Raw genomic sequence first — 21,267 nt, forward strand, 5'->3', positions numbered from 1 at the left:
AGCGCGTGGTCAAAGGGGATGGTACACTTCGCCTCTCCATTTTCCGTGATGCATTCATGAGAGTGTTTGGTGGCAAGCGCAAGGCCACTGTGATTATCAACAACAACCACATTTATGTTGGCTGGTTATTTAAGTAGGGGTTCACATGCAGGGCACCAAAATAGGACTTTTCGTTGGTGGAATGTTGCTGGCGGTTGTCGGCAGCAACGTGCAGGCTGAAACACTACAACCCGATCCTGCCTGGCAGCAGGGTAAACTTGATAATGGTTTTACCTGGCAGTTACTCACTACCCCGCAACGTCCGGGCGACAGGGTTGAGTTACGTTTAATGGTGAATACCGGATCGCTGACGGAAAACGCGCAGCAATCAGGATTCGCCCGTTTTATTCCCCGGTTGGCGTTAACGCCAGCGGACGGTTTTTCGGCGACGCAGTTGTCTTCCCTATGGCAGCAAACAGAGCCGGGCGCGCGCGCGCTGCCGCCGGCCGTCACATCGTACGATTTCACCTTTTACAATCTGAGCTTGCCGAATAATCGGCCGGAGCTGCTGAAAGACGCGTTAAATTGGCTGTCGGAAACGGCCGGCCGGCTTTCCATCGACGATCGGCGCATCGGCGCGGCGTTAAGCTCGGCCGATCGGGTGGCGGCCTTCCCGGCTAATCCGCAGGAGCCCGCCTGGCGCTACCGCTTGAAGGGTTCCACGCTGCTGGCCCACGATCCGGGACAGGCGGTGACGCCGCCGCTAAGCAGCGAGCAGTTGCAGCAATTTTATAAAACCTGGTACACGCCGGACGCCATGACGCTCTATATCGTCGGCAATGTCGACCAGCGCAGCATCGTCGAGCAGATCGGTAAGGCGTTCTCAGCGCTGCAAGGAAAACGCGAAGCGCCGGCTCCGCTGCCGACGCTGAGCCCGTTGCCGCTGCAGGCCATCAGCCTGATAGACGCGACCGTTCAGCAGGATACATTGTCGCTGATCTGGGACATGCCCTGGCATCCGATTCGCGACGACCGGGCGCTGGTCCGCTACTGGCGGCGCGACTTGGCGAGGGAGGCGCTATTCTGGCATGTGCAGCAGGCGTTAAAGCAAAATCCGCGCAAAGGCGAAAACCTCCGTTTTAACTGTAATGTTCTCTATACGCGCGCGCAGTGCGCCATCCATATGGACGTTCCCGGTATCGACGGCGTGATGCCGGCGGTGACGTTTTTGGCCCAGGAGCTGGCGGCGCTGAGAAGCGACGGGCTGACGCAGCAGGAGTTTGATGCGCTGATCGCACATAAAACGGATGAGCTGGGCAAACTGTTTGCCACTTACGCCCGTACCGGCACGGATGTGTTGATGGAGCAGCGCCTGCGGTCGCAGCAAAATGGCGTGGTGGATATCGCCCCCGAGCAGTATCAAAAATTACGCCAGACGTCGCTGTCCGAACTCACGCTGGATATGTTGAATCAGGAGCTGCACCAGTGGCTGTCGCAGGATGCCGCCCTGATGCTGATACAGCAGCAGGGCGAGCCGGAGGCGCATATGAAGACGCTGCAGGAAGCCTATAGCCGGATTATGACGCCGGCCGCCGCCGCGGAAGAGCCTAAGCCGCAGGGTGAAGAGGCGGCGCGCTAATGGCATACGCCGGGCCTAGCCGCGGCCCGTCCGCGGCTAGGCGGGCATCGCGCCGCGCGGGATAATGGCGCCGCGATGCTGAATCACCATGCTGGCGAGCAGGTGTCCGCGCCGCGCCGCCGCCTGCGCGCTGCCGCCGGTAAGGCGCACGGCCAGATAACCGGCGCTGAAGGAGTCGCCCGCCGCGGTGGTGTCCGCCACCTGCTCGTTCGCCAGCCTCACGGCGGGAACCTCGAGCAAATCTTGCCCCTGCTGTGAAATCAGGCAGGCGTCGGCGCCGCGCTTAATCACAATCTCCGCAACGCCGAAGCCATGAGTGCGCGCAAGCACTTCGGCCACGGGTTTCGCTCCCCACAGCATATCTTCGTCATCCAGGGTCAGGAATGCGATATCGGTGCAGGAGAGCACGTCGCTGTAGGCTTTTTGCGTTTGCGCCCTGTTTTGCCACAGGCGCGGGCGATAGTTGTTATCGAAAATGATTTTGCCGCCGTTGGCGCGACAGGCGTGCAATAAGGCGAACAGGCGCTGACGGCTGTCGTCGTCGAGGATCGCCAGGCTGATGCCGCTCAGATAGAGATAATCGAAGCGCGCCAGACGCTGGCTGATTTTTTCCGCATCGGCGCCGTCGAGCCAGTAGCGGGCGGCGGCATCGTTGCGCCAGTAGTAGAAGGTACGCTCGCCGCTGTCATCGGTTTCGATGAAGTATAACCCGGGCAGCTTGTCGTCCAGACGCTGGATCAGATCGGTGCGCACCCCTTCTTGCCGCCATGCGACGACCATCTCTTCGCTAAAGCTATCGGTTCCGAGCGCGGTAACATAATAAACGCCCAGTGCCTCGGGCTGAACCTGACGCGCGATATACACGGAGGTATTCAGGGTATCGCCGCCGAATCCACGGCTAAGGTCGGCGCCTTTTTGCGACAGTTCGATCATGCATTCGCCGATTACGGCAATGTTGTTGGTGGTCATCAGCGTTGGCCTGTTTGCAAGAATAAATCGCGCTATCCTTCCGGTGCGACGGTATCGGTCGCCGCCTGAGATGCCAATTCGTCGGCGGGGGGGCGCGGAGATTTTGTCAGTCTCAACATAATGGGAAGGCGAGTCAATAGTATTGAAATGATGTTTTATTTTTTTATGATGTGGATCGAAAAACGGAGATCGTCCCGGTCAAAAAGCCGGCGCCCGTCCGGGCTGGTGCCGGCAATCATTGCCGTAGGAGCGAACGATCGGTCACTTTTCGCTCCCGGCGCGCCAGACTCCGATCGGCAGGGTTATTTGCGGCGGAGATGGGTGACGCTTTCTCCTCCAATCCCCCAGTTGTCGGTATCCACTTCATCGATCACCACGACGGTGGTGGCCGGGTTTTTCCCCAGCGTATCGACAAGAAGCTGCGTCACCCCGGCGATCAGGGCGCTCTTTTGCTCGGCGGTCGCGCCTTCGCGGGTAATTTTTATATTGACGTAGGGCATAGTGGCTCCGGGTATTGCTGTTGGTAAGGTCGATTAAGTATATATCTTCGTCATTCTTCGCGCTGTCGCCGCGCGTTGCGATCGGCCGAGGTGTCGCCTTTATAATTCGCCGTGGCGATCCAGGCGGCGCAAAACAGCGTCAGCCGGGCGAAAAAATAGAAAAACGCCATCAGCCCGATAACGGAACCGAACGCGGCGCCGGAGGGGGAGCTTGCCAGTTTGGGCAGCGAGACGGTCATGGCGAACTTGATCGCCTCAAAGCCGATGGCGGCAAGCAGCGTTCCCCGAAATAACGCTTTGCGTTTCGGCTTGTGCCGGGGCAATACAAAAAAGATCCACAGAAATAATAAGTAGTTGGCGAAAATTGAGATCGATAAGGCGATCAGGGTCATCGCCGGGCGCAGCCATTCGATACCCTGCAGGCCCAATGCGTTGACGATGGTATTCTGCGCGGTGCCCGCAATGGACGTCAGGAACAGGGTAACCACCAGCGCCATCATCAGTCCGGTCAGAGATAAAAAATCGCGGGTGTACTTAAAGTAAATTTTCTCTTCGTCGTGCGGGTTGCGTTCCCAGACGTCGCGCAACTGCGCGCGGATCGCCTCGCGTAAGTTGCCCATCCAGCTGATGCCGGAATAGAGGGCGATGAGTAAGCCGGTGATCCCCACCGTCGTACGCTGCTGGATGGCGGTATTCACCGTGTTTTTCAGCGTATTGGCCAGGTTGGGGTCGCTGATGCTGTTGACGATGCGGTTAATCAACTCCGTCAGCAGATCCGGATTGGACGCCAGCACGAAACCGACGGCGGCAAAGGACACCATTAAGATAGGTATCAGCGACAGAAAGGAGAAATAGGTGATCGCGGCGCCGAACTGATTCCCCATCCGATCGTTAAAGCGCTCTCCCGCGCGGATCATATGCGCCACGCTGGGGATGGCCTGAATGCGTTTTACCCAACTTTTGCTCTGGCTTAAAAGCGTTCGGGACTGCTGCGATGGTTTGCCCTCTGTTTTTTCTGCGGGGGCCGGCTGAGCGTGAGGCTCTTGGTCTGCCGGTGCTGGCATTGAACATCTCCTGTGCTTGGATTTGAGTTTGCGTGGCCTGCTTAATTATAACCAACAATATGAGATTGTTACGATTTCGCCTTATCCGACCGCCGGTGCGCCCCGTAGTCGCCCCGTGTCTCTCGAGCTGACAGACGGGTTTGTCAGCAAACTCAAACGCTTTTGGCGTTTTTGTCCCGCAGTTCGCCTGACTTAGGGGATAAATCAATAACCACAGTGCGGGGAGATTCACGTTTAATCCTTATATTTTATGTTGAGATACCAATAGGTGTTTAGCCTTGCATTCATCACCTGCCTGAAATTTCGCGTTATCCCGAATACCTTCCGCTTTTTATTGTGATTTACCGTTTCTGAACATGGAGATAATCCAATGAGCAACAAGCCAACGCATGATCCGCAAGATCGCCGCCGTTTTTTGAAATCAACCGGCATCGTTATCGGCGCCTTGGGCGGCATGGCGCTATCGCGCCCCGCGCAGGCGGTGCCTTCTCCGGCGCCGGCGCCGGAGAAGTGGGACACCACCGTCGATGTTTTGGTTGTCGGTACCGGGTTCGCCGGGCTGGCGTCCGCCATTGAGGCGCGCAACGCGCAGGCGAGCGTGCTGGTGATAGACAAAATGCCGCTGTTGGGCGGGAATTCGGTGCTCAATGGCGGGGATCTCTCCGCCGCCGGCTCCAAAATGCAGCAAGCGCAGGGGATCCAGGATTCGCCCGATCTGATGTATCAGGACATGATGAAGGCGGGTAACTGGCTCAATTACCCGGAGCTCGCCAGAACGGTGGCCGACCATTCGGTGGAGGCTCTGGAGTGGGCGCAGAGCATCGGCGCGGAGTTTAACGTCGTCAACTACCACGGCGGCCACTCCGTGAAACGCGCGCATCAGCTGGCGCAGCGCTCCGGTTCCGGTTTGATCATGAAGCAGCAGCAGAAAGCCAAAGAGCTGGGGGCGGTGATCGAGCTGAGAACCAAACTGCTGCGGCTGATCGTCGATCGGGACGGCGGCGTCATCGGCGCTGAGGTCAGACGTCGCTACCGTTTCCCGGATGAAACCTCCGGCGATATCGCCTACGTTCGCGCCACCAAGGGCGTGGTGCTGGCGTCCGGCGGTTTTTCGCAGGGCGTGGCGCTGCGGCAGATGTACGACCCCAGACTGACGGAGGCATTCACCTCGACCAATCACCCCGGGGCGACCGGCGAAGCGATTATGGCCGCCTGTATGATTGGCGCGCTGGATACGCAGATGGACTGGATCCAACTGGGGCCGTGGACCAGTCCCGATGAACAGGGATTCGGCTATATACCGCAATTCGTCGAACGTATCGTCGGCTATGGCTTGATGGTCGACCCCGCCACCGGCAAGCGCTTCTTTAAGGAAACGGGTAACCGCAAAGAGCGCGCCGATGCGATTATTCAACTGGGCCATCCCGCCGTCATCATGGCGGATAAGAGCAATACCGCCAATATGGTGGATCCCGGACAGCTGGAAGGCGCGTTAAAGAACGGCTCGCTAAAAGCGTATAACACGCTGGAAGAGGTGGCGAAAGCGTACGATATGCCGGTCGCGGCGTTTGTCACACAGGTTAAGCGCTGGAACGAATTCGTCGACCGGCGTAGCGACCCCGAGCTCGGCTGTATGATTTTCAAGGACGCGAAGCCCAACGTTACGCCGCCGTTTTATGCGGCGCGCCTGTGGCCGCGGGTACACCACACGATGGGCGGCCTGGCGATAAATAAAGAGGCGCAGGTTATCGGTTTCGATCTGCAGCCGATACCCCATCTGTATGCCGCCGGCGAAACGGTCGGCGGGGTGCACGGCGCGGTCAGGCTTGGCAGCGTCGCCATGACCGACTGCATTGTTTTCGGCCGCATCGCCGGGAAAAACGCCGCGCTGAGCGCCTGAGCGTGAGAGGGAGGCGGCGGCCTGAGCGCGGCCGCATTCCCCATTCCCCACATCAACACACTGGCACGGTGCGCGCCCCGCAGTGGTCGATTCAGGAGCCAGCAGACCATGACTTACGCGCACCTGGCGCCGGGCTATCTGGAAAACGCTATTACGCTCAACCCGTTGCGGGGGAAAATAGCCGTTTGAAAGTGTCCACATGTTGACCACATTTTAACCGTTTACAGTTGCTTGTAATTGCTTAATAGGTGGTTGTTTTAAAATGATTTCCCTGGAAAAGGCCAAAAAAAAGCCCTCCATCATGGAGGGCGAAAGACAGGGATGGTGTAGAATTTATCCCTGTATCGATATGAAATAAAAGGATTTATTTCTTTCAATGTCCACACGTTGACCACATCGAACAAACAAGCCCGCTTTGGCGGGCTTACTCTTTCTTGGTTACTTCCATCCGCAGGCTTTTTGTAACGGCTTAATGGCTTCCGACAATCCCTTGAGGTCAAAAGTAACCGCTTCGGGGTTTTCGTTGTACGGGGTGATCTGAGCGTACATCTTTTCCGCAGACATCAAGTTCTTAATGAAATCAATTGTTCTTCCATTGTAAAAAACCGCTTTCGTGTCTGTTGATATTGACCATGCCCTGTTGACGGCTTTTTGTTTATCCAGCCTGTGTAACATTCTTGTTTCATCAAGTCCCAAGTAGACATCCCAATTTATGTACAACTCTGTTTTCTTCTCGCGGCATAAGATATACAACGTTGGCCTTACCGACCCCCCAAACGTTGAGGCAAAGGATTCGTTAGCGTCCAATGAAATAAAGACGTTCTGCGAATCGTCAATCGGCGATATTTTTGTGTTTACACTCCAGTTTCCTTTATTTTCTGGCGCTGGTTGGTCGCTCACTTTGCTTTTAGTAAATGTCGTCGGGAAGAACCGATCATAACAGGCAAGGCGTTTTGTTCCATTCGTCTCATCTTGGCACTGATCCCGGTCTTCCAGTTTTTGATCGTTCTTTGTATATGTTGGCGGCAGTGACTTGTCATAACACCCAATACGATCTATTCCACTCTCTATTTTTCTACAATGTAGTACGCCGTCGAAATTCTTGGAACTTGCCTTTACTCCAGTTGAAAGAGTGGCAAGCACGATACAGCCAACGGCAACATACCAAAATCCGTTTTTCATGCAATCACCCCTTTGGCCTAGTCAGAAATACAAACATTCCAATAATAATATCTCCAATTACCCATATCGCTCCGAGCATAAACAACCCTATTCCCGTTCCGATTGCTGCCCCCGCCCTCTCGGCATCAGAGCCAGCACTTTGAATCACTTCTCCGCTACCGCCAATTCCGACAAAAGCGCTATAAATCATGAAAATATTAAACAAAATAAAGATCCATTTAACTAATTTTCCAAAAAGCGATCGAGTCGGTTTTCTTAATTGTTTTCCGCACGATGGGCATTTAAATGCCGTATCGCTTACTTCTTTATTACACTCAGAACAACTAACTAACGCCATGACATGCCCCTTACGTTTTAATGCTTAACTTTACCTAATGTTTGCATTTATAAGGTGTTTATCAGAGTTTAGTCAATTGACAATATAGAAAAATAAAGCCCCTTGTTTTTGGGGCTTGTGCTTTAGATGGCGAGGTTTAACTGATCGCGGCCGTAATGTGATGAGGGAAAAGCGTCTTTCGGCACGAAGTCTACCGGCACATCCTCGCATCTTGCGCGGGCTGTAACCAGGCGTTCAACGCTGTTAAGCGTCGTGAATGTGATGCTGCATTCCAGGTTTTGACACTGATGATATTGACGAACTGTCATATCACTGAGTTTACGACTGGTGCGCGTGCGCGCAACTGCGCCGCAGTGAGGGCAAGTAAACATGATTGAATCCCCGGCGGGGTTTGACTCCATTCCATTCTAGTCACTTTCCGCTATCCAGTCAGCGATTTTTGCTTCCAGCTCCAATTGTGATGTAAAACCGTTACCGTCAATGACGTGCTCAATGCGCGATATTATCCATTCCTGATTATCAATATCCGACTTAAAGCCGCTGACTGATACCGGCACTTCCGGGTAGAGATCGGCCCGGCCCCGCGCCAGGGTGATAGAGAATTGTGCCGCGCCGCGCTGCAACTGCTGCCACTTCGCCGCCGCGGCGCGTCTGGCTGCGGTTTCGTTCTGGTAGGTTTTCCGCAGCACGTAGACGTTCCCGTCTGCGCCCTCCATGTAATCCCCCTCGCGGCTGCTGCTTTTCTCCTGTTTCTTTTTGGTTGCCCGGGCTGTGCGCTTTTTTACGCTGACCTTTTTCTTTTTGCCAAAATTCAGATCCAGCCAATACGCTCGCACGCCGGTGTAGGCATCACGATCTGCAATGCGGAAGCTGTGACGGTCGCCGCTTGAACGGGTGATTTCAGCGGCCGGCAACGGCTTGCCGGATGCGCTCACGCCGCCGCCGGGCAGAATAAACAGCAAGCACCCATTCTTTACCGTGGCGATGGCGCCCAGCATTTCCGCCATACGGGTTAAAAACGACATATCGCTTTCCTGCGTCTGGTCGGCGTGGTCGATCTCTAAATCCATCAGTTGCGTGCTGATGTAGGGCTTAAGGCTGTAGCGGTGCGCGATGGCTGATATCACTCGCTCTACCGTCACGTCATGCCAGGACACCTCGCGCTTAACGTTGAACTCTTCCCGAAAATCAGCGCTTCGGGCGGTGATCTCGATGGTGTCCGGCGGGCCGGAATGCGCTACCTCATCAACAACAAAAATCCCTTTATAGACCAGCGCTTCGCCCTTCCAGCCGATTGATACGGATAGCTCTGCGCCGCGCGGCGGCAGGTTAAGGCGTCCGTCCGTGTCGTCAACGGAAAGCGTGACCTGATCGGCCTCAAACCCCCGGTTATCCGTCATTGAAAGCGAAATCAGGCGTTCATCCAGCAATAGCAGCGTTTTGCCGCCCATTGTGATGTTAAAGCCGGGAACCTTAACGGCTTCCGTCAGTGCGTTATCGAGATCTGAAACCCCTGATTTCAGCGTTTGCTGAATATCCGTCAAATTACTGAATGCCATTTTTCACCCCCGGCGCAGATAGTTTCATGCGCGCGCGAGGCGGCAAACCGGCATTTGTTGTCGCCTGTCTGCAACAACCGTAAGCGCGTGTCTGCCTTACTGTTTTCGTGGAACATCACCCCGAACTCACTACGAGGTGGCAAACATGACTGACGCTTTTTTTCATGGCGTGCGCGTGCGGGAAAACACCGATCTGGTAACGGCTATCAATGACATTGACTCAACGGTCATTGGCATTGTGGGCGTTGCTGACGATGCAGACGCTGACACGTTCCCGCTTAACACCCCTGTACTTATCACGCGCGTAAATAACGTGCTGGGTAAGGCGGGTAAAACCGGCTCGCTTTACAAAAGCCTGAAAGCCATTTCCGACCAATGCAGTCCTAAAGTGATCGTGGTGCGCGTTGCTACGGCCATTGAGGGTGAAGGTAATCAAACGCAATCACAGCTGGTGATCGGCGGCACTGCGGCCGATGGCAGCTATACCGGTATGTATGCGTTTTTGACGGCGGAACAGAAAACCGGTTACCGCCCGCGTATTCTGGCTGTTCCCGATTACGACACGATCGAGGTTGCTACGCAGCTTGGCGTCATCGCGCAGAAACTGCGTGCGTTCTTTTATGCGTACTGCCACGGCTGCGAAACCATCGCTGAAGCGAAAGCCTACCGTGAAACGTTGAACTACCGGGAAGTGATGCCGATTTGGCCCAACTTTATCGCGTATAACTCGCTGACCGGGCAAAACGAGGAATTTCCCGCCGTAGCGTATGCCTGCGGCCTGCGCGCGTTGATTGACAACACGCAGGGCTGGCACAAATCCTTGTCTAACGTCGCCGTTAGCAATGTGTTGGGGATTGCCAAAGATGTGTTTTGGGCGCTGCAAGCGGAAGATTCCGACGCCAACGAACTGAACGCGCACGAAATCACCACGCTGATTAAGCGCGACGGCTTCCGGTTCTGGGGCAACCGCACCACCGATCCCGATAAAGAATACATCTTTGAGGTGTACACCCGCACCGCGCAGATCCTGGCGGACAGCATCGCGGAGGCGCAATTTACCACCGTGGATAAGCCGCTGACGCCGGCCAACGTTAAAGACGTGGTGAGCGGCATTAACGGCAAGCTGCAAGCGCTGGTCACGGCTGGAAAACTGCTGGGTGCGGCGTGCTGGTTCGATATCGTTGATAACCCAACCACCGGGCTGCGGCAGGGCAAGTGCATCGTGCGTTACAACTACACGCCGGTGCCGCCGCTGGAAGATTTGAGCCTGTATCAAACCTTCACCGATCAATATTTTGAAACCGCTTTTTCTTCATTGGGGGGCGCGTAAATGGCCGTACCTAAAAAGCTCCGGCTGTTCACTTGTTTCGTGGATGGCGACAACTATATCGGGAAGATCCCTAGCGTCACACTGCCGAAAGTGACGCGCAAAACGGAAGATTTTCAAGGCGGCGGAATGATTGGCGCCGCGGCTGTCGATCTCGGCCTGGATTCCGGCGCGCTTGATGCGTCGATGCAGGTCGGCGGCTTTGAGGAACAGCTGATCCTGAAATACGGCGGCGATATCGACGAGCTGAAATTGCGCTTTGTCGGCGAGTATTACACCGGCGGCGTCAGTTCGATCATTGAAGTGGAAATGCGCGGGCGTATTACGGAAATCGACGGCGGCGATGCAAAGCAGGGCGACGATACCAACCAGACTTACGCCATCAAAAACACCTATTACAAGCTGTCTATTGATGATCAGCCGTTGCTTGAGTTTGATTTGCTCAACTTCATCTACAAGCGCAACAACGAAAACCTTTATCCGGATCGCGTGCGTTCCGCTCTCGGCCTGGGCGGCTAACCCATAACGCCGGCGCCATACTTCCCGGCGGGGGCGTGGCTATGCCGGCAAACATAGTTCTTTTTATCTGTGCTGCAGCAGTGTCATTTTTGACTGTGATCGATGCCGCTGGCCAACACAGCCATTTATGACTGAACGGCAAACTTTCAATATTAAACGGCGGCGCTGACCGCCAGGAGAAAAAAATATGACTGCAAAAACCATCGCGCTGTCGGCGCCCATTGCGCGCAAAAGCGGTGACGTTAATCAGGTTGAAATTACCGATGCCATCAAGCAGGCCGGATCGCTGCGCGGCCTGCGCCTGGGCGATGTGATCAATCTGGACTTTGACGCCGTGTCAACGCTGCTAACCCGCGTCACTGCGCCGGCGCTGACGCTGGCCGAAATCGCCAGCCTGCCGACTGCCGATTTTGTTCGGCTGAATGAAGCGCTAGTCCCTTTTTTAGCGCCGCAGGCGCCTGCCGAACAGAGCGAGGCGGGGACGGGGAATCAGTAACCGTTCTGTTGTTTGACCGTGTGGAGGATCTGATCGCAGATATCGCCACGATTTTTCACTGGCCGCTCTCGGAAATGTACGGCATGGATCTTTGCGAGCTGATAGCCTGGCGTGAGCGGGCGGCTGTCAGAAGTGGAGCCAATCAAGATGAAGAGCCTTGATATCCGTGTCGCATTCAGCGCCATTGATAAGTTTACCCGCCCTGTTAATGCCGCCCGCAATAGCGCGGGCGGTCTTTCCGAATCCATCAAAAAAACCCAGGCGGCGATCAAAAGCCTGGAGTCGCAAAGCACCTCTTTTCAAAAGCTGCGCAACAGCACCAACGACACCGCGCAAAAACTCAATAAGGCCCAGCGTGAAGCGGCAGGGCTAAGCCAGCGGCTGAAAGAAACCGGCACCCTGTCGGATGCGCAGCGGGCGAAACTTGACGGCCTGCGCACAAAAATAACCACGCTTTCCACCGCCTACAGTGCGCAAACCGCAAAACTCCGTGAGGTGGGGCAGGCGCTGCGCCAGCATGGCGTTACGCTGACCAGCGGCAGCGGGGCGATACAAAGCGCCATCCGGCGAACGGAACAATATAACCAGACACTGGAACGAGAGCGGCGGCAACTTGCCGCTGTCACCACGGCGCGCGCTCGTTACGACAATGCGAAATCACTACAAGGTGAAATTACTGGCGGCGGCATTAGAGGAGTAATGATAGGTGCCGCTGCATTAGTCCCCATTAGCAAAACAATTAGCGATTATGCCAATCTTGAAGATGCAATGAAGGGGGTCGCCAAACAAGTTGATAGCCTGCGCGATAGTAGCGGAAACCGAACTACCCATTTTTATGAAATGCAACGGGCCATTAAAGACGCCAGCGAACGGCTACCGCTGGATAACGGGGCAGTAGACTACGCCGCGCTGGTTGAAGGTGGCGCGCGTATGGGGGTTTCAAATAGTGATGACCCTTGGGAAAAGCAAAAGAGCGATCTATTGTCATTCGCATCGACGGCAGCAATGGCCGCTAAGGCCTTTGAGCTACCCGCAGATCAGCTGTCGGAAGACATGGGTAAGATTGCTGGACTATACAAAATCCCGACTCGTGATATTGAGCAACTTGGTGATGCGATTAACTATCTTGATGATAACGCCAAGTCTAAAGGCTCGGATATTATCGACGTCTTGAAGCGCGTCGGCGGATTGGCTGATAAGTTGAGTTATCAGCAAGCGGCGGCGTTAGGCTCAACGTTTCTAACTTTGGGGACAGAGCGGGAGGTTGCAGCCAGCGCTACTAACGCGATGGTGCGAGAGCTATCGATCGCCACAAAACAAAATAAGAATTTTATTGAGGGGCTTGATCGGCTTGGTCTTAGCGCTAAAAAGATTCAGGGAAATATGTCCATTGACGCAATGGGGACCATTATTTCCGTACTGGAATCCGTAAAGAAGCTCCCAAAATCAGAACGTACGCCAGTATTAACCCAACTGTTCGGCAAAGAATTTGGCGATGATGCGGAAAAGCTCGCCAATAATCTCCCTGAACTTTATCGACAGTTAAAACTTGTCAGCGGTGTAGCTGCAAAAGGTTCCATGCGGAAGGAATCGGATATCGACAAGGATTCAGTTTCCGCGCAATGGATGCTGCTCAAGTCCAGTGTAGTAAATTCCCTCAGTGGGTTGGGTGAGACGTTACGAAAACCGCTGCTTGAAATCATTTCCTGGGCGAGAGACACATTAAAAACCTTTCGACAATGGATTGAGTTAAACCCGGTCCTTGTCGGTTCATTGATGAAGGTAGCCGTAGTTGTTGGCGCGCTTACCGTCGCATTAGGCGTGATGGCGCTGACGGTTGCCGGCATTATTGGCCCGTTGGCATTGATGCGTCTCAGTTTTACGCTACTAACCAGTGGTCGCGGTATCGGCGGCACTATCACTATGTTTCAAGCGCTCGGCACCGTAGCGGGCAGCTCTATGACGCGCATCAGCGGATGGTCGCAGGTTATAAAGTCGCTGGCCGCAGGTTTTGGCCGGTTGCCCGCGCTGTTAACGCCGTTGCGCGGCATGCTGTTTGCCGTCTTCACGTCGCCGCTGTCGTCGCTTGCCGCGCTGGGTAAGGGCATCGGCATGCTGCTGCTGAGGTTAACCGGCCTTCCTGCGTTATGGGGGCTGATTAGCGGCGCGGTTTCGGCGCTTGGCGTCGCCCTGTCGCTGCTTCTTAGTCCTATTGGCCTGATCGGTGCGGCGTTTGTCGCGGCCGGCCTGCTCATCTGGCGATTTTGGGAGCCGATCAAAGCGTTTTTTGGCGGTTTTTTTTCTGGTGTTATGCAGTCGCTGCAACCGTTTCGTGATGCTTTCTCATCACTGGCACCTATTTTTAATGCCATTTCCGCCGCCGTTTCTCGCGTCTTTGATTGGTTTAAGCAACTCTTTACCCCGATAGAGTCCTCCCGTGAATCATTGGAGAAATGCACCAGCGCCGGGGAAACCTTCGGCAAAGTGTTTGGCTTCTGGCTGCAAACTCTTCTTACCCCGTTAACCGTCCTGATGGACGGGGTAGGTTGGCTGCTTGAAAAACTTGGCATGATCCCTGATGGGATCGATGCAGCGCAGAAAAAAGCAGACAAGTTAAAAGGCGAATTAACCCCGTCCGGACTTCAATTGTTGCAGGGCAGAATCGGAACACTCATCGCTGATGTTGGCGCAATTACAAAACCCGTAGCAGCTAAAGGCCCGGATAAAAGCAACGCGCCACCGTTGACGGGGAATAATAACGACCTGAAAAAGATCGCAAACAACACAAGCGGCATACTGGATGAAACCAAAAAGCGGATAGGGCCGGGGGATATCGTTTTCAAAAACCTGCCGCGCGCGTTTGCCGTGCAGGGCGCCTGGCAGGAAACGCGCGTCGCGGCGCAGAAAGTGCCGCGCGTTGTTTCTCAGCAAATGCAGGACATTACCACGCAACCCAGCCGCCAGGGTTCAACGGCGCCCGTTTCTGCGTCACCCGGCGCGGCGCCATCGTTCAAGTTGGTGTTTAACGATGTTGGCAAACAGGATCCGCGCGAGCTGGCGCAGCTTGTTGAACAGAAAATAAGGCAAATCCTCAACGAAAGAGATCGCAACCGCCGCGGCGCATTCCGCGACCAGGATTAAGGAGAAAATATTATGATGATGGTATTCGGCATGTTTGTGTTTGCCCTCAAAACCGTACCTTACCAGCAATTGCAGCATTCCCAGCAGTGGCGCCACGTTAAGAATGATCGCATCAACCGGTCGGCAAGCTGGCAATATATCGGCGCCGGGGAGTCACAGATCACGCTTAGCGGCGTTCTCTACCCGGAAATCACCGGCGGCAATCTGGCGCTATCGGCATTAACGACAATGGGCTACATGGGGCGCCCCTGGCCGCTGATTGAAGGAACGGGGAAAATTTACGGAATGTATGTTTTAACCGGATTGCAGCGCACCAATGAGGAATTAGACCGCTACGGTAACGCGAAAAAGATAGAGTTTTCTATCAGCCTGCAACGCGTCGATGAGGACTACCGCGAACGGCTACAGTCATCGTCATTTAGTGATGTGCTGACCAATATCCGCAGCGGCGCCACTGAGGCGTATAACGCGGTTAATTCTGCGGCGGGGGGATTGCTTTCTTGATTTGCCAGGCAGCACAGCCGGTTATGGCTGTGCTCAATGTAAAAAACCCGCCGATGTGGCGGGTTTCCGATAATGCGGTTGTTATGCGATGTCTACTTCATCCGATCCTGATGCAACGTAAACAGTTTCGTAAACAGACCCATCGCCAGAATACATTATCCCCGGTACGGCATACATATCTGCTTCCTCAACTGTGACTGCGGCTTTCCCTGTGGCTTCAAAGATGGAATCAGCTGGTGACTTTATTTTATCGCCTGGATTGATTTCAGTAATCTTCATGCCTTTCTCACACGTTAAATGATGAAATCCGCATTGTTACCGGATATGCCATCTTGTTTGTTACGTTAAATGTGTTACCAGACTTTGTTATATATACTTTTCCAGAGTCTGATGAATTTTGAGTCCCATCCGCAATGACTTCTCGCAGATTCCCCATTATATTTACCGCCGCGGCGCTGTTATTCATTAGCAGCATTGCCGAGTCAACATAGGTAACCCCCCCCGAATCCGTCCACGTTGCTGATAAAAGAATAAAAGAACCCGTAGTTAAATTGCTGAAGCTCGCTACCCCATCTTGCGCTATCGTTGCAGAGTTATATCTTACCGGATATTTTTGCGGAGACGATCCAGTAAACGGCAGAGGATAACATCCGGTAGCGCCAGATATGATTGATGTAAATTTTCCGCCATCAATAGTTCTGTTACCGTACGCGTTTACAGTCGATACAACTGATGGATTAATGCTTATAGCAGTATTTCTAGCGCCGCTCAGCAGATTATTAACAACCTCCGCGTCTGTGGCTCCCTCCCCGATGTAGACACCAACAAAGCCATCGTTTATTGCACCTGCAAAGTGGAACTTATTATCACTGACATCACACCCGCCGCCATTCACGGAAACTGCTGGTGTTGATGCCGATGTGGGTTGAAGAATATTTCTCCAATTCACGGATCTGACGGTAATGTTATCTGTCCCTGAAACGATGGCCGGCCCTGATTGATTCGCCGTCCCCCCGATGATGTGTATATTTCTCCCTTGCGCTAGAGTCCTTACGCCTCGCATTTGTGCGTTGTTTATAGATAATGGCCCCAATTGTGAGTCATAATTGAAGTAATTACCTATGGTTCCCATAGAGGAAATTAAAACGGGCGTATCGAAAGATAATAATTGATTATCTTCATCCACTGACGTTCTCACCATATCAAACATAAATAAATCTGAGCGTGACCACGTCAGTTCGCAACCATTAAACAATACTCCGATTGTTCCCTTTATCGTTGACGAAATAGAGTCCGTGTGATGGCTTTCGAACTTCGCTCCGACAAATGTACAATGCCGCGTGCTTTTTTGTATTTGTAACAGTTGAGGGCAAGACTCAACATGAAGGCCGTAGAATCTAACAGCATTCGTGCCATCATTGGGATGCCCTCCCGGCCCAATTAATAGTCCTGGAACTGGATTATTAATATCATCAATATTTCCGCACTCCATTATTCTTAGCCCGGTAAAATCGCTATCCCATACATTCCCAAGCCACAGACCTGAACCATTAAGATAACGGCATGCGACATTTTTCAATGTAAAGTAAGACGCCTCGTTAACACGTATACCGCCCACGCCACTTGGCGGATTTGTATAATTAGGTACGCTGGTTCCCTGATACCCTGTTCCGATCGTCATATCTTCAATACCAGCTTGATATAATCGATTGTCAGTGATTTCCGTTGTCGTAAAGCAAAATGAAGCCCCTGGTTTTGGCATTATTCTCGTAGCAAATCTTCCTTGCCCCCGAAATTTGACGCCCGTCAAAAACGGTATATCGCCTAATAAGTAAGTTCCATTGCCAAAAACAACCTCGGCATACGTTGATATAGAACCATCGTAACCTGATTCAATCATAGTGTTGACTGCTTTCAATGCATCAATCACTGCGTCTGTTGAGTCAGTAGCACCGGTATTATCCGCCCCGTATCCGTCAACATAAAAAGAAACCAATCCGTCCTGAACTGTTCCACCTTGCTTAAGACCCATCATAGCGGCGCCCGCTAATGACCACTGCTGCTTTATCTCAATAATCTCATTATCGACGTATGAACGCGTAGCCAACACAACGGACGGATCAATCTTCAACGTCACCGCGTCGGTACTGCTGACGACAATAATCATGCGCACGGTTTGCACGCGGCCAGAGCCTTCCTGTAATTTTGGTTTATAGGTTTCCGGGCAGTTGGCGATAGCGATCAGGTCGCCGTTGTCATCGTACAAGCCGATTTCACGGATCCAGAAACCGCCCTCAGATTCGGGGATAACCTGCTCGGCAATAATCTGACTGTCGTTTGCCGGGTCAATGCTCAACATATTGAGCGCGGCGCGGCGTTTTTCATTAATCAGCGTTGTTTGCGCCGGGTTAGGGGTCGGCAAAACACCGCCACCGTCGCCGACCGCCATTTTCGTGATACTTAATTGAGTACCCAGCGCGGCGGCATTAGCCAGCTTTGCCGTGCCGATATTTGTCAATAATGCAAAGTATGTGCTCATGCTGTTACGCTCATATTGTCAATAATGTGAATTCGTGCCGCCATGGCTCCCCGGCCATTGGCGCTAACAACTTCCGGCATGTATGAATAAGTGGTTAACTCATCACTAACTATGCTGATCCCTGCGCCCACGACGCCCGTACCGCTTACGCTGATGACTTCCGGCATATAGGGGTAAACCGTCAATTCATCGCCCAGATATCCCACCGCCGCCGCGTAGGCTTCCCCTTTAACATCAAGGCTAACGGATAGCCCCGTAAGGTGACGCGAACAGGGCTTCGCTTGTTCGATAAGCCGCTCAAGCTCCCAATACAGATCATCAGTGATGCCCTGATCGTTAACGCCGACATCAAGTAGAAATGTCCCCGGCTCGCCGCCGTTCTGGAACCACTCAATAACGCGAACGGTAAAACCGAATGGTTCGATCGCCCGGCGCAACGCCGTGATGGTTCCCTTTTTTCGGTGAACCATCCACGCAGCCTTGATCACCTGGCGCTTGGTCTGTTCCGACCAATTCTTATCCCAACGATCAACGGACAGCGCCCACGCCAGATAGGGCAGCAAATCAACCGGGCACTTGTTCGCATCCCACAGCGTATTGAGATCGACGGGCAGAAGGCTAAGCACTTCCGCCGCCTGCGCGGCTCGGCGCATAAAGTCACTGGAAGAGGGCGGCAGTAGCGTGTTACTCATCTGTGCCGCCTTCGCCAATAACAACTGATTCGCACCAGGCCGACTGTGTTTCATCAATCACAATGTCAACGGCCGGCTCTATCAGTTCTACGCGCTGCACGCCCTGGACATGCAGCGCGGCCATGATCGCCGATCGCGCAACGTCGCGGCCTATTTTCCCCTGCGCGCTTATCCATGACGCTAGCGCAGCCTGTGCCGCGTTGTGTATCGGCTCCGATTCCGGGCCGGGGTAAAAATAAAGCAGGGCGTTGATTGAATAATTGACGATCTCGGCGCTCTGCACAGTCAACCGGTCAGCCACCGGGCGCTTATCTTCGGCTGATAACGCCGCATCAACGGTTGAAAGCAACTCGGCAGATGCGGCACCGTCGCCATCGGAAGACAGCACGGATACAACCACCACGGCGGGCGACGGGCTGGTCGCTTTCGCGTCTTTAACTTTCCCGCTGGCGCTCTTGGCAAAATATTCATATGCCGCTGTCGGCCCAGCCACGCTAAGCCCCTCAAAGGCCGCTTGCGCGCGCAGACGGAACGCATCATCGCTTTCCATCACCGCGTCGGCCGTTTCCGTTTCTTCCGTAATGACTAACCGCGCCGTGTTCAGGTTCGCCCCTAAGTTATCCAGATCGCCGGAAACCGCATGACTGAGCATGCAGGCGGCGGCGCCGTCATTAATCCGCTGGCGCAACATCAATTCGCGGTACGCGATGACCTGTGCTATCTGGTTTAGTGGCTCAGACTCCAACTCAAGCGCGGCGGTCACGGATGACTGTTGGTCAGCAGGGAAGGCGGCGATCATGACCGCCTTGACGTCCAACAGAATCGCCTCAAAATCCAGCGTTTCGATGATTTGCGGCTGGGGTAGCTGCGATAAATCAACCGTTGCCACTGTTACCCCCTTTTATCGTTATTGCTGCGTTGCTTGATTCCATCGTTTCCGTTACCAGCCCAGCTAATTCGACGTCTACCTTTCCGTTTTTCGAATAATTCACATCGACGGTATTCAGCGCTATGCGCGGCTCCCAGCGTGTTACCGCAATGACTGCCGCGCTCATCAGTTGCAGGCGCGTGACCTCGTTTTGCGGCGCGTCAAGCAAATCCGGCACGATAGATCCGTAATCACGACGCATCACACGGGAGCCGATCGGCGTGGTCAGTATGTCGCGCACGGATTGCCACAGATGATCGCTATCCGTCAGCGTTCCCAGGCCGTCCGGGTTCATGCCGGTATAGCGCGCGCTCATTTCGTGCCATCCGTCCAACTTTCGCCGCTCTCTACGGCGCCGTGGGCGTGATCGTCAACCTGAACGCCATTTGACTTAAACGCGCCGCCTTGATGATCGACATTGCCCGTCATTTTCCCGCCCTCAGTAAACGAAAAGGTTTTGGCAACCAGGTGTTTAGTACATTCAACGATCGGCGTATCCAGCGTGACGCCCACCGATGCGACGATGCGCGCCGTTTTCATTCCGCTGGCTTCCAGCGCGCCGGCGGCAGCGTCATAACGTACAGTGGCGCCGTCCGGGGCCTTGATTACCAACTCGTTGATGCTGCTGCCCGGCGCCGGGTTTTCGTCACTGTACAGACTGCCGATAATCACGGCGGTTTCTGGGTTGCCGCCGATGCATCCCATCAGAACCTGCTCGCCCACAGAGGGCGGGATCCAGACATTGAATGCCCCGGCGCGCGTTGCTTGCCAACGCAGCCAATCCGTATTCAGTTCGCCGGAATTGACGCGAACCCGCCATGAGTCAACATCTATCTCTGTTACCGTGCCGACGCGCAGCACGTTACCCAGCAAACGGAATAGTTCGGCAGTCATGACAGCCTCATGGATTCAATCATTTTCTCGGCGATGATCCGCCGGTCTGCCTCGCTCAGGCCAAGCAGCTCGCGGCGCGGGTACGTCACCAATACATTGCCGCTAATCTTGTCTTTCAGGCCGAACTGATGCGCGCGGGCAATGCGCGCGGCAACGCCTGAAAATCCCACCGTGGCGCCTGCCGCGTCTGCTTTGGTGCGCAACCACTTGGCCGTTCTTATGCGGTGGAACATGGACTGTTTTTTAGTGATGTTTTTTTGCGTTTCCGCTAAATCAATCTCTAACCATGCTTCAATGTCCGCGCGGCGTAGCGATCGCTGCGCGCCTTTCTCCGTATCCTGGCCGGTTACCATGCGCGCGTTGCCCCGCCCCGTGGTATGGCGCCAGTTGACCAACTCTCGCAACCTTCCGCGATACACTACGCGCAGGCGCCGATGGGTCTTACTGATTCGCCGGCGGCGCTCTTCATACTGCGATCCGTCCGGGTTCTGCTGCCTCGCAATGCGTTGCTGTTGGCTGCGGCGTAGGGCGATCGCGATGTCCCTGGCCGATGCCCGGCGCCCCTGCGCGGACATTCCCGCCAGAATGCCGTTAAACACCTCATCAAGCTGATGGAACAGATCGCTATCGCTCATGCGCCAGCCCCTTTAACCATTTCACCCTCAAAGACCGTGTCCCATTCACTGCCGATCAGGCGCGGGCGAGGTTCGGCCAGGTGCTCGGCGGTCACTGCTCCGCTGTCGTCGCGCGTGACAATCACCCGCTCCCATACGGGGATTTTGAACAGCACATCAGCGGTTTCATCGCTGGCAATATCCGCATCGAATTCAATCAGTTTGTTTTTATCGGGGTTCAGCAACAGATCGGGCTGATTAATGCGCAGCCAATCCAGGATCGGCAACATGAGATCGTCGATATTGCCGGGGTAGTCCATCGCAAAGACGCTGATCGGGTAGCGATACATGAAGGAACTATCATCGCCGGCTATTTCAATCGATCCCTTTTCAACCCAGACGGTTACGCCCTCCGGGTTGGCTTTACACCAACGATTTTTATCTGTCAGCGCCTGGCGCAATGATTCAGCCTTTAACATTACTT

Annotated in this window: 22 protein-coding genes and 2 pseudogenes; 9 read left to right on the forward strand and 15 right to left on the reverse strand. The window is 54.2% G+C overall.

The annotated features are described in order from the left end of the window. Positions 1–145: 145 nt before the first annotated feature. Complete coding sequence (locus VSX58_RS12140; RefSeq protein WP_327618313.1) at positions 146–1,618, forward strand: M16 family metallopeptidase; 1,473 nt, start codon at positions 146–148, stop codon at positions 1,616–1,618. 36 nt (positions 1,619–1,654) lie between these two features. Here the strand turns inward: VSX58_RS12140 and kdgK are convergent, their stop codons facing one another. The 3 genes from kdgK to yhjD all read right to left on the reverse strand — a co-directional run bounded on the left by kdgK (position 1,655) and on the right by yhjD (position 4,151). Then, entirely contained in the window at positions 1,655–2,587 is a 933-nt protein-coding gene (gene kdgK, locus VSX58_RS12145; RefSeq protein WP_327618314.1) for a 2-dehydro-3-deoxygluconokinase, read from the reverse strand. A gap of 302 nt (positions 2,588–2,889) precedes the next feature. Next, positions 2,890–3,087, reverse strand: coding sequence for a 4-oxalocrotonate tautomerase family protein (locus VSX58_RS12150; protein WP_327618315.1), 198 nt, complete (start codon positions 3,085–3,087; stop codon positions 2,890–2,892). Between the two features lie 50 nt (positions 3,088–3,137). After that, positions 3,138–4,151, reverse strand: coding sequence for an inner membrane protein YhjD (gene yhjD, locus VSX58_RS12155; protein WP_327618316.1), 1,014 nt, complete (start codon positions 4,149–4,151; stop codon positions 3,138–3,140). A gap of 370 nt (positions 4,152–4,521) precedes the next feature. Between yhjD and VSX58_RS12160 the strand changes: the two genes are divergently transcribed. Both VSX58_RS12160 and VSX58_RS22515 read left to right on the forward strand, forming a co-directional pair. Further along, positions 4,522–6,051, forward strand: a complete 1,530-nt coding sequence (locus VSX58_RS12160; RefSeq protein WP_327618317.1) for a flavocytochrome c — start codon at positions 4,522–4,524, stop codon at positions 6,049–6,051. A gap of 84 nt (positions 6,052–6,135) precedes the next feature. After that, a pseudogene (locus VSX58_RS22515) lies at positions 6,136–6,240 on the forward strand (site-specific integrase); the annotation flags it as partial. 249 nt (positions 6,241–6,489) lie between these two features. On the opposite strand, the gene VSX58_RS12165 reads toward VSX58_RS22515, so the two are convergent. The 4 genes from VSX58_RS12165 to VSX58_RS12180 form a co-directional block, all read right to left on the reverse strand. Next, positions 6,490–7,233 carry a type VI secretion system-associated protein TagO gene (locus VSX58_RS12165; protein WP_327618318.1) on the reverse strand — a complete coding sequence of 248 codons (744 nt, stop codon included), beginning with the start codon at positions 7,231–7,233 and terminating at the stop codon, positions 6,490–6,492. 4 nt (positions 7,234–7,237) lie between these two features. After that, positions 7,238–7,570: a zinc ribbon domain-containing protein gene (locus VSX58_RS12170; RefSeq protein ID WP_327618319.1), complete on the reverse strand. Its 333-nt coding sequence runs from the start codon at positions 7,568–7,570 to the stop codon at positions 7,238–7,240. Between the two features lie 122 nt (positions 7,571–7,692). Continuing rightward, on the reverse strand, positions 7,693–7,941 hold the full coding sequence (locus VSX58_RS12175; RefSeq protein ID WP_327618320.1) for an ogr/Delta-like zinc finger family protein: 249 nt from the start codon (positions 7,939–7,941) through the stop codon (positions 7,693–7,695). Between the two features lie 36 nt (positions 7,942–7,977). Beyond that, on the reverse strand, positions 7,978–9,021 hold the full coding sequence (locus VSX58_RS12180) for a phage late control D family protein (RefSeq protein ID WP_327618406.1): 1,044 nt from the start codon (positions 9,019–9,021) through the stop codon (positions 7,978–7,980). Positions 9,022–9,274: 253 nt separating this feature from the next. On the opposite strand from VSX58_RS12180, the gene VSX58_RS12185 reads away from it, so the two are divergent. The 6 genes from VSX58_RS12185 (at position 9,275) to VSX58_RS12210 (ending at position 15,116) form a co-directional block, all read left to right on the forward strand. Next, positions 9,275–10,459: a phage tail sheath family protein gene (locus VSX58_RS12185; protein ID WP_327618321.1), complete on the forward strand. Its 1,185-nt coding sequence runs from the start codon at positions 9,275–9,277 to the stop codon at positions 10,457–10,459. Beyond that, on the forward strand, positions 10,460–10,975 hold the full coding sequence (locus tag VSX58_RS12190) for a phage major tail tube protein (protein WP_327618322.1): 516 nt from the start codon (positions 10,460–10,462) through the stop codon (positions 10,973–10,975). Between the two features lie 187 nt (positions 10,976–11,162). Then, complete coding sequence (locus VSX58_RS12195; RefSeq protein WP_327618323.1) at positions 11,163–11,471, forward strand: phage tail assembly protein; 309 nt, start codon at positions 11,163–11,165, stop codon at positions 11,469–11,471. 20 nt (positions 11,472–11,491) lie between these two features. Next, positions 11,492–11,632: a GpE family phage tail protein gene (locus VSX58_RS22585; protein WP_327618407.1), complete on the forward strand. Its 141-nt coding sequence runs from the start codon at positions 11,492–11,494 to the stop codon at positions 11,630–11,632. Further along, the gene (locus tag VSX58_RS12205; RefSeq protein ID WP_327618324.1) at positions 11,619–14,612 is read left to right on the forward strand and encodes a phage tail tape measure protein; all 2,994 of its coding nucleotides are present in this window, start codon (positions 11,619–11,621) and stop codon (positions 14,610–14,612) included. The genes VSX58_RS22585 and VSX58_RS12205 overlap by 14 nt, the downstream gene beginning before the upstream one ends. A gap of 12 nt (positions 14,613–14,624) precedes the next feature. Then, positions 14,625–15,116, forward strand: a complete 492-nt coding sequence (locus tag VSX58_RS12210; RefSeq protein WP_327618325.1) for a phage tail protein — start codon at positions 14,625–14,627, stop codon at positions 15,114–15,116. An 81-nt stretch (positions 15,117–15,197) separates the two neighbouring features. On the opposite strand, the gene VSX58_RS12215 is transcribed toward VSX58_RS12210, so the two are convergent. The 8 genes and pseudogenes from VSX58_RS12215 to VSX58_RS12250 form a co-directional block, all read right to left on the reverse strand. Then, positions 15,198–15,395: a hypothetical protein gene (locus tag VSX58_RS12215; protein WP_327618326.1), complete on the reverse strand. Its 198-nt coding sequence runs from the start codon at positions 15,393–15,395 to the stop codon at positions 15,198–15,200. Positions 15,396–17,175: 1,780 nt separating this feature from the next. Continuing rightward, a pseudogene (locus VSX58_RS12220) lies at positions 17,176–17,655 on the reverse strand (phage tail protein); the annotation flags it as partial. Then, positions 17,652–18,347, reverse strand: a complete 696-nt coding sequence (locus VSX58_RS12225; protein WP_327618327.1) for a phage tail protein I — start codon at positions 18,345–18,347, stop codon at positions 17,652–17,654. The gene VSX58_RS12225 and the pseudogene VSX58_RS12220, both read right to left, overlap by 4 nt. Then, positions 18,340–19,236 carry a baseplate assembly protein gene (locus VSX58_RS12230; protein ID WP_327618328.1) on the reverse strand — a complete coding sequence of 299 codons (897 nt, stop codon included), beginning with the start codon at positions 19,234–19,236 and terminating at the stop codon, positions 18,340–18,342. Before VSX58_RS12230 ends, VSX58_RS12225 begins: the two co-directional genes overlap by 8 nt. Continuing rightward, on the reverse strand, positions 19,223–19,591 hold the full coding sequence (locus VSX58_RS12235) for a GPW/gp25 family protein (RefSeq protein ID WP_327618329.1): 369 nt from the start codon (positions 19,589–19,591) through the stop codon (positions 19,223–19,225). Before VSX58_RS12235 ends, VSX58_RS12230 begins: the two co-directional genes overlap by 14 nt. Further along, complete coding sequence (locus VSX58_RS12240; protein ID WP_327618330.1) at positions 19,588–20,169, reverse strand: phage baseplate assembly protein V; 582 nt, start codon at positions 20,167–20,169, stop codon at positions 19,588–19,590. The genes VSX58_RS12235 and VSX58_RS12240 overlap by 4 nt, the downstream gene beginning before the upstream one ends. After that, positions 20,166–20,804, reverse strand: a complete 639-nt coding sequence (locus tag VSX58_RS12245; RefSeq protein WP_327618331.1) for a phage virion morphogenesis protein — start codon at positions 20,802–20,804, stop codon at positions 20,166–20,168. The genes VSX58_RS12240 and VSX58_RS12245 overlap by 4 nt, the downstream gene beginning before the upstream one ends. Then, positions 20,801–21,262, reverse strand: coding sequence for a phage tail protein (locus VSX58_RS12250; protein ID WP_327618332.1), 462 nt, complete (start codon positions 21,260–21,262; stop codon positions 20,801–20,803). Before VSX58_RS12250 ends, VSX58_RS12245 begins: the two co-directional genes overlap by 4 nt. Positions 21,263–21,267: the final 5 nt, after the last annotated feature.

The organism is Brenneria populi (assembly GCF_036016195.1).
Lineage (GTDB): Bacteria > Pseudomonadota > Gammaproteobacteria > Enterobacterales > Enterobacteriaceae > Brenneria > Brenneria populi.

Excerpts from the sequence above, each read along its gene's own strand:
- yhjD (WP_327618316.1), bottom strand. The coding sequence starts at position 4,151 with ATGCCAGCACCGGCAGACCAAGAGCCTCACGCTCAGCCGGCCCCCGCA.
- VSX58_RS12170 (WP_327618319.1), bottom strand. The coding sequence starts at position 7,570 with ATGGCGTTAGTTAGTTGTTCTGAGTGTAATAAAGAAGTAAGCGATACG.
- VSX58_RS12185 (WP_327618321.1), top strand. The coding sequence starts at position 9,275 with ATGACTGACGCTTTTTTTCATGGCGTGCGCGTGCGGGAAAACACCGAT.
- VSX58_RS12210 (WP_327618325.1), top strand. The coding sequence starts at position 14,625 with ATGATGATGGTATTCGGCATGTTTGTGTTTGCCCTCAAAACCGTACCT.
- VSX58_RS12160 (WP_327618317.1), top strand. The coding sequence starts at position 4,522 with ATGAGCAACAAGCCAACGCATGATCCGCAAGATCGCCGCCGTTTTTTG.
- kdgK (WP_327618314.1), bottom strand. The coding sequence starts at position 2,587 with ATGACCACCAACAACATTGCCGTAATCGGCGAATGCATGATCGAACTG.
- VSX58_RS12195 (WP_327618323.1), top strand. The coding sequence starts at position 11,163 with ATGACTGCAAAAACCATCGCGCTGTCGGCGCCCATTGCGCGCAAAAGC.
- VSX58_RS12175 (WP_327618320.1), bottom strand. The coding sequence starts at position 7,941 with ATGTTTACTTGCCCTCACTGCGGCGCAGTTGCGCGCACGCGCACCAGT.
- VSX58_RS12205 (WP_327618324.1), top strand. The coding sequence starts at position 11,619 with ATGAAGAGCCTTGATATCCGTGTCGCATTCAGCGCCATTGATAAGTTT.
- VSX58_RS12250 (WP_327618332.1), bottom strand. The coding sequence starts at position 21,262 with ATGTTAAAGGCTGAATCATTGCGCCAGGCGCTGACAGATAAAAATCGT.
- VSX58_RS12190 (WP_327618322.1), top strand. The coding sequence starts at position 10,460 with ATGGCCGTACCTAAAAAGCTCCGGCTGTTCACTTGTTTCGTGGATGGC.
- VSX58_RS12225 (WP_327618327.1), bottom strand. The coding sequence starts at position 18,347 with ATGAGTAACACGCTACTGCCGCCCTCTTCCAGTGACTTTATGCGCCGA.
- VSX58_RS12165 (WP_327618318.1), bottom strand. The coding sequence starts at position 7,233 with ATGAAAAACGGATTTTGGTATGTTGCCGTTGGCTGTATCGTGCTTGCC.
- VSX58_RS12240 (WP_327618330.1), bottom strand. The coding sequence starts at position 20,169 with ATGACTGCCGAACTATTCCGTTTGCTGGGTAACGTGCTGCGCGTCGGC.
- VSX58_RS12140 (WP_327618313.1), top strand. The coding sequence starts at position 146 with ATGCAGGGCACCAAAATAGGACTTTTCGTTGGTGGAATGTTGCTGGCG.
- VSX58_RS12180 (WP_327618406.1), bottom strand. The coding sequence starts at position 9,021 with ATGGGCGGCAAAACGCTGCTATTGCTGGATGAACGCCTGATTTCGCTT.
- VSX58_RS12245 (WP_327618331.1), bottom strand. The coding sequence starts at position 20,804 with ATGAGCGATAGCGATCTGTTCCATCAGCTTGATGAGGTGTTTAACGGC.
- VSX58_RS12235 (WP_327618329.1), bottom strand. The coding sequence starts at position 19,591 with ATGAGCGCGCGCTATACCGGCATGAACCCGGACGGCCTGGGAACGCTG.
- VSX58_RS12150 (WP_327618315.1), bottom strand. The coding sequence starts at position 3,087 with ATGCCCTACGTCAATATAAAAATTACCCGCGAAGGCGCGACCGCCGAG.
- VSX58_RS12215 (WP_327618326.1), bottom strand. The coding sequence starts at position 15,395 with ATGAAGATTACTGAAATCAATCCAGGCGATAAAATAAAGTCACCAGCT.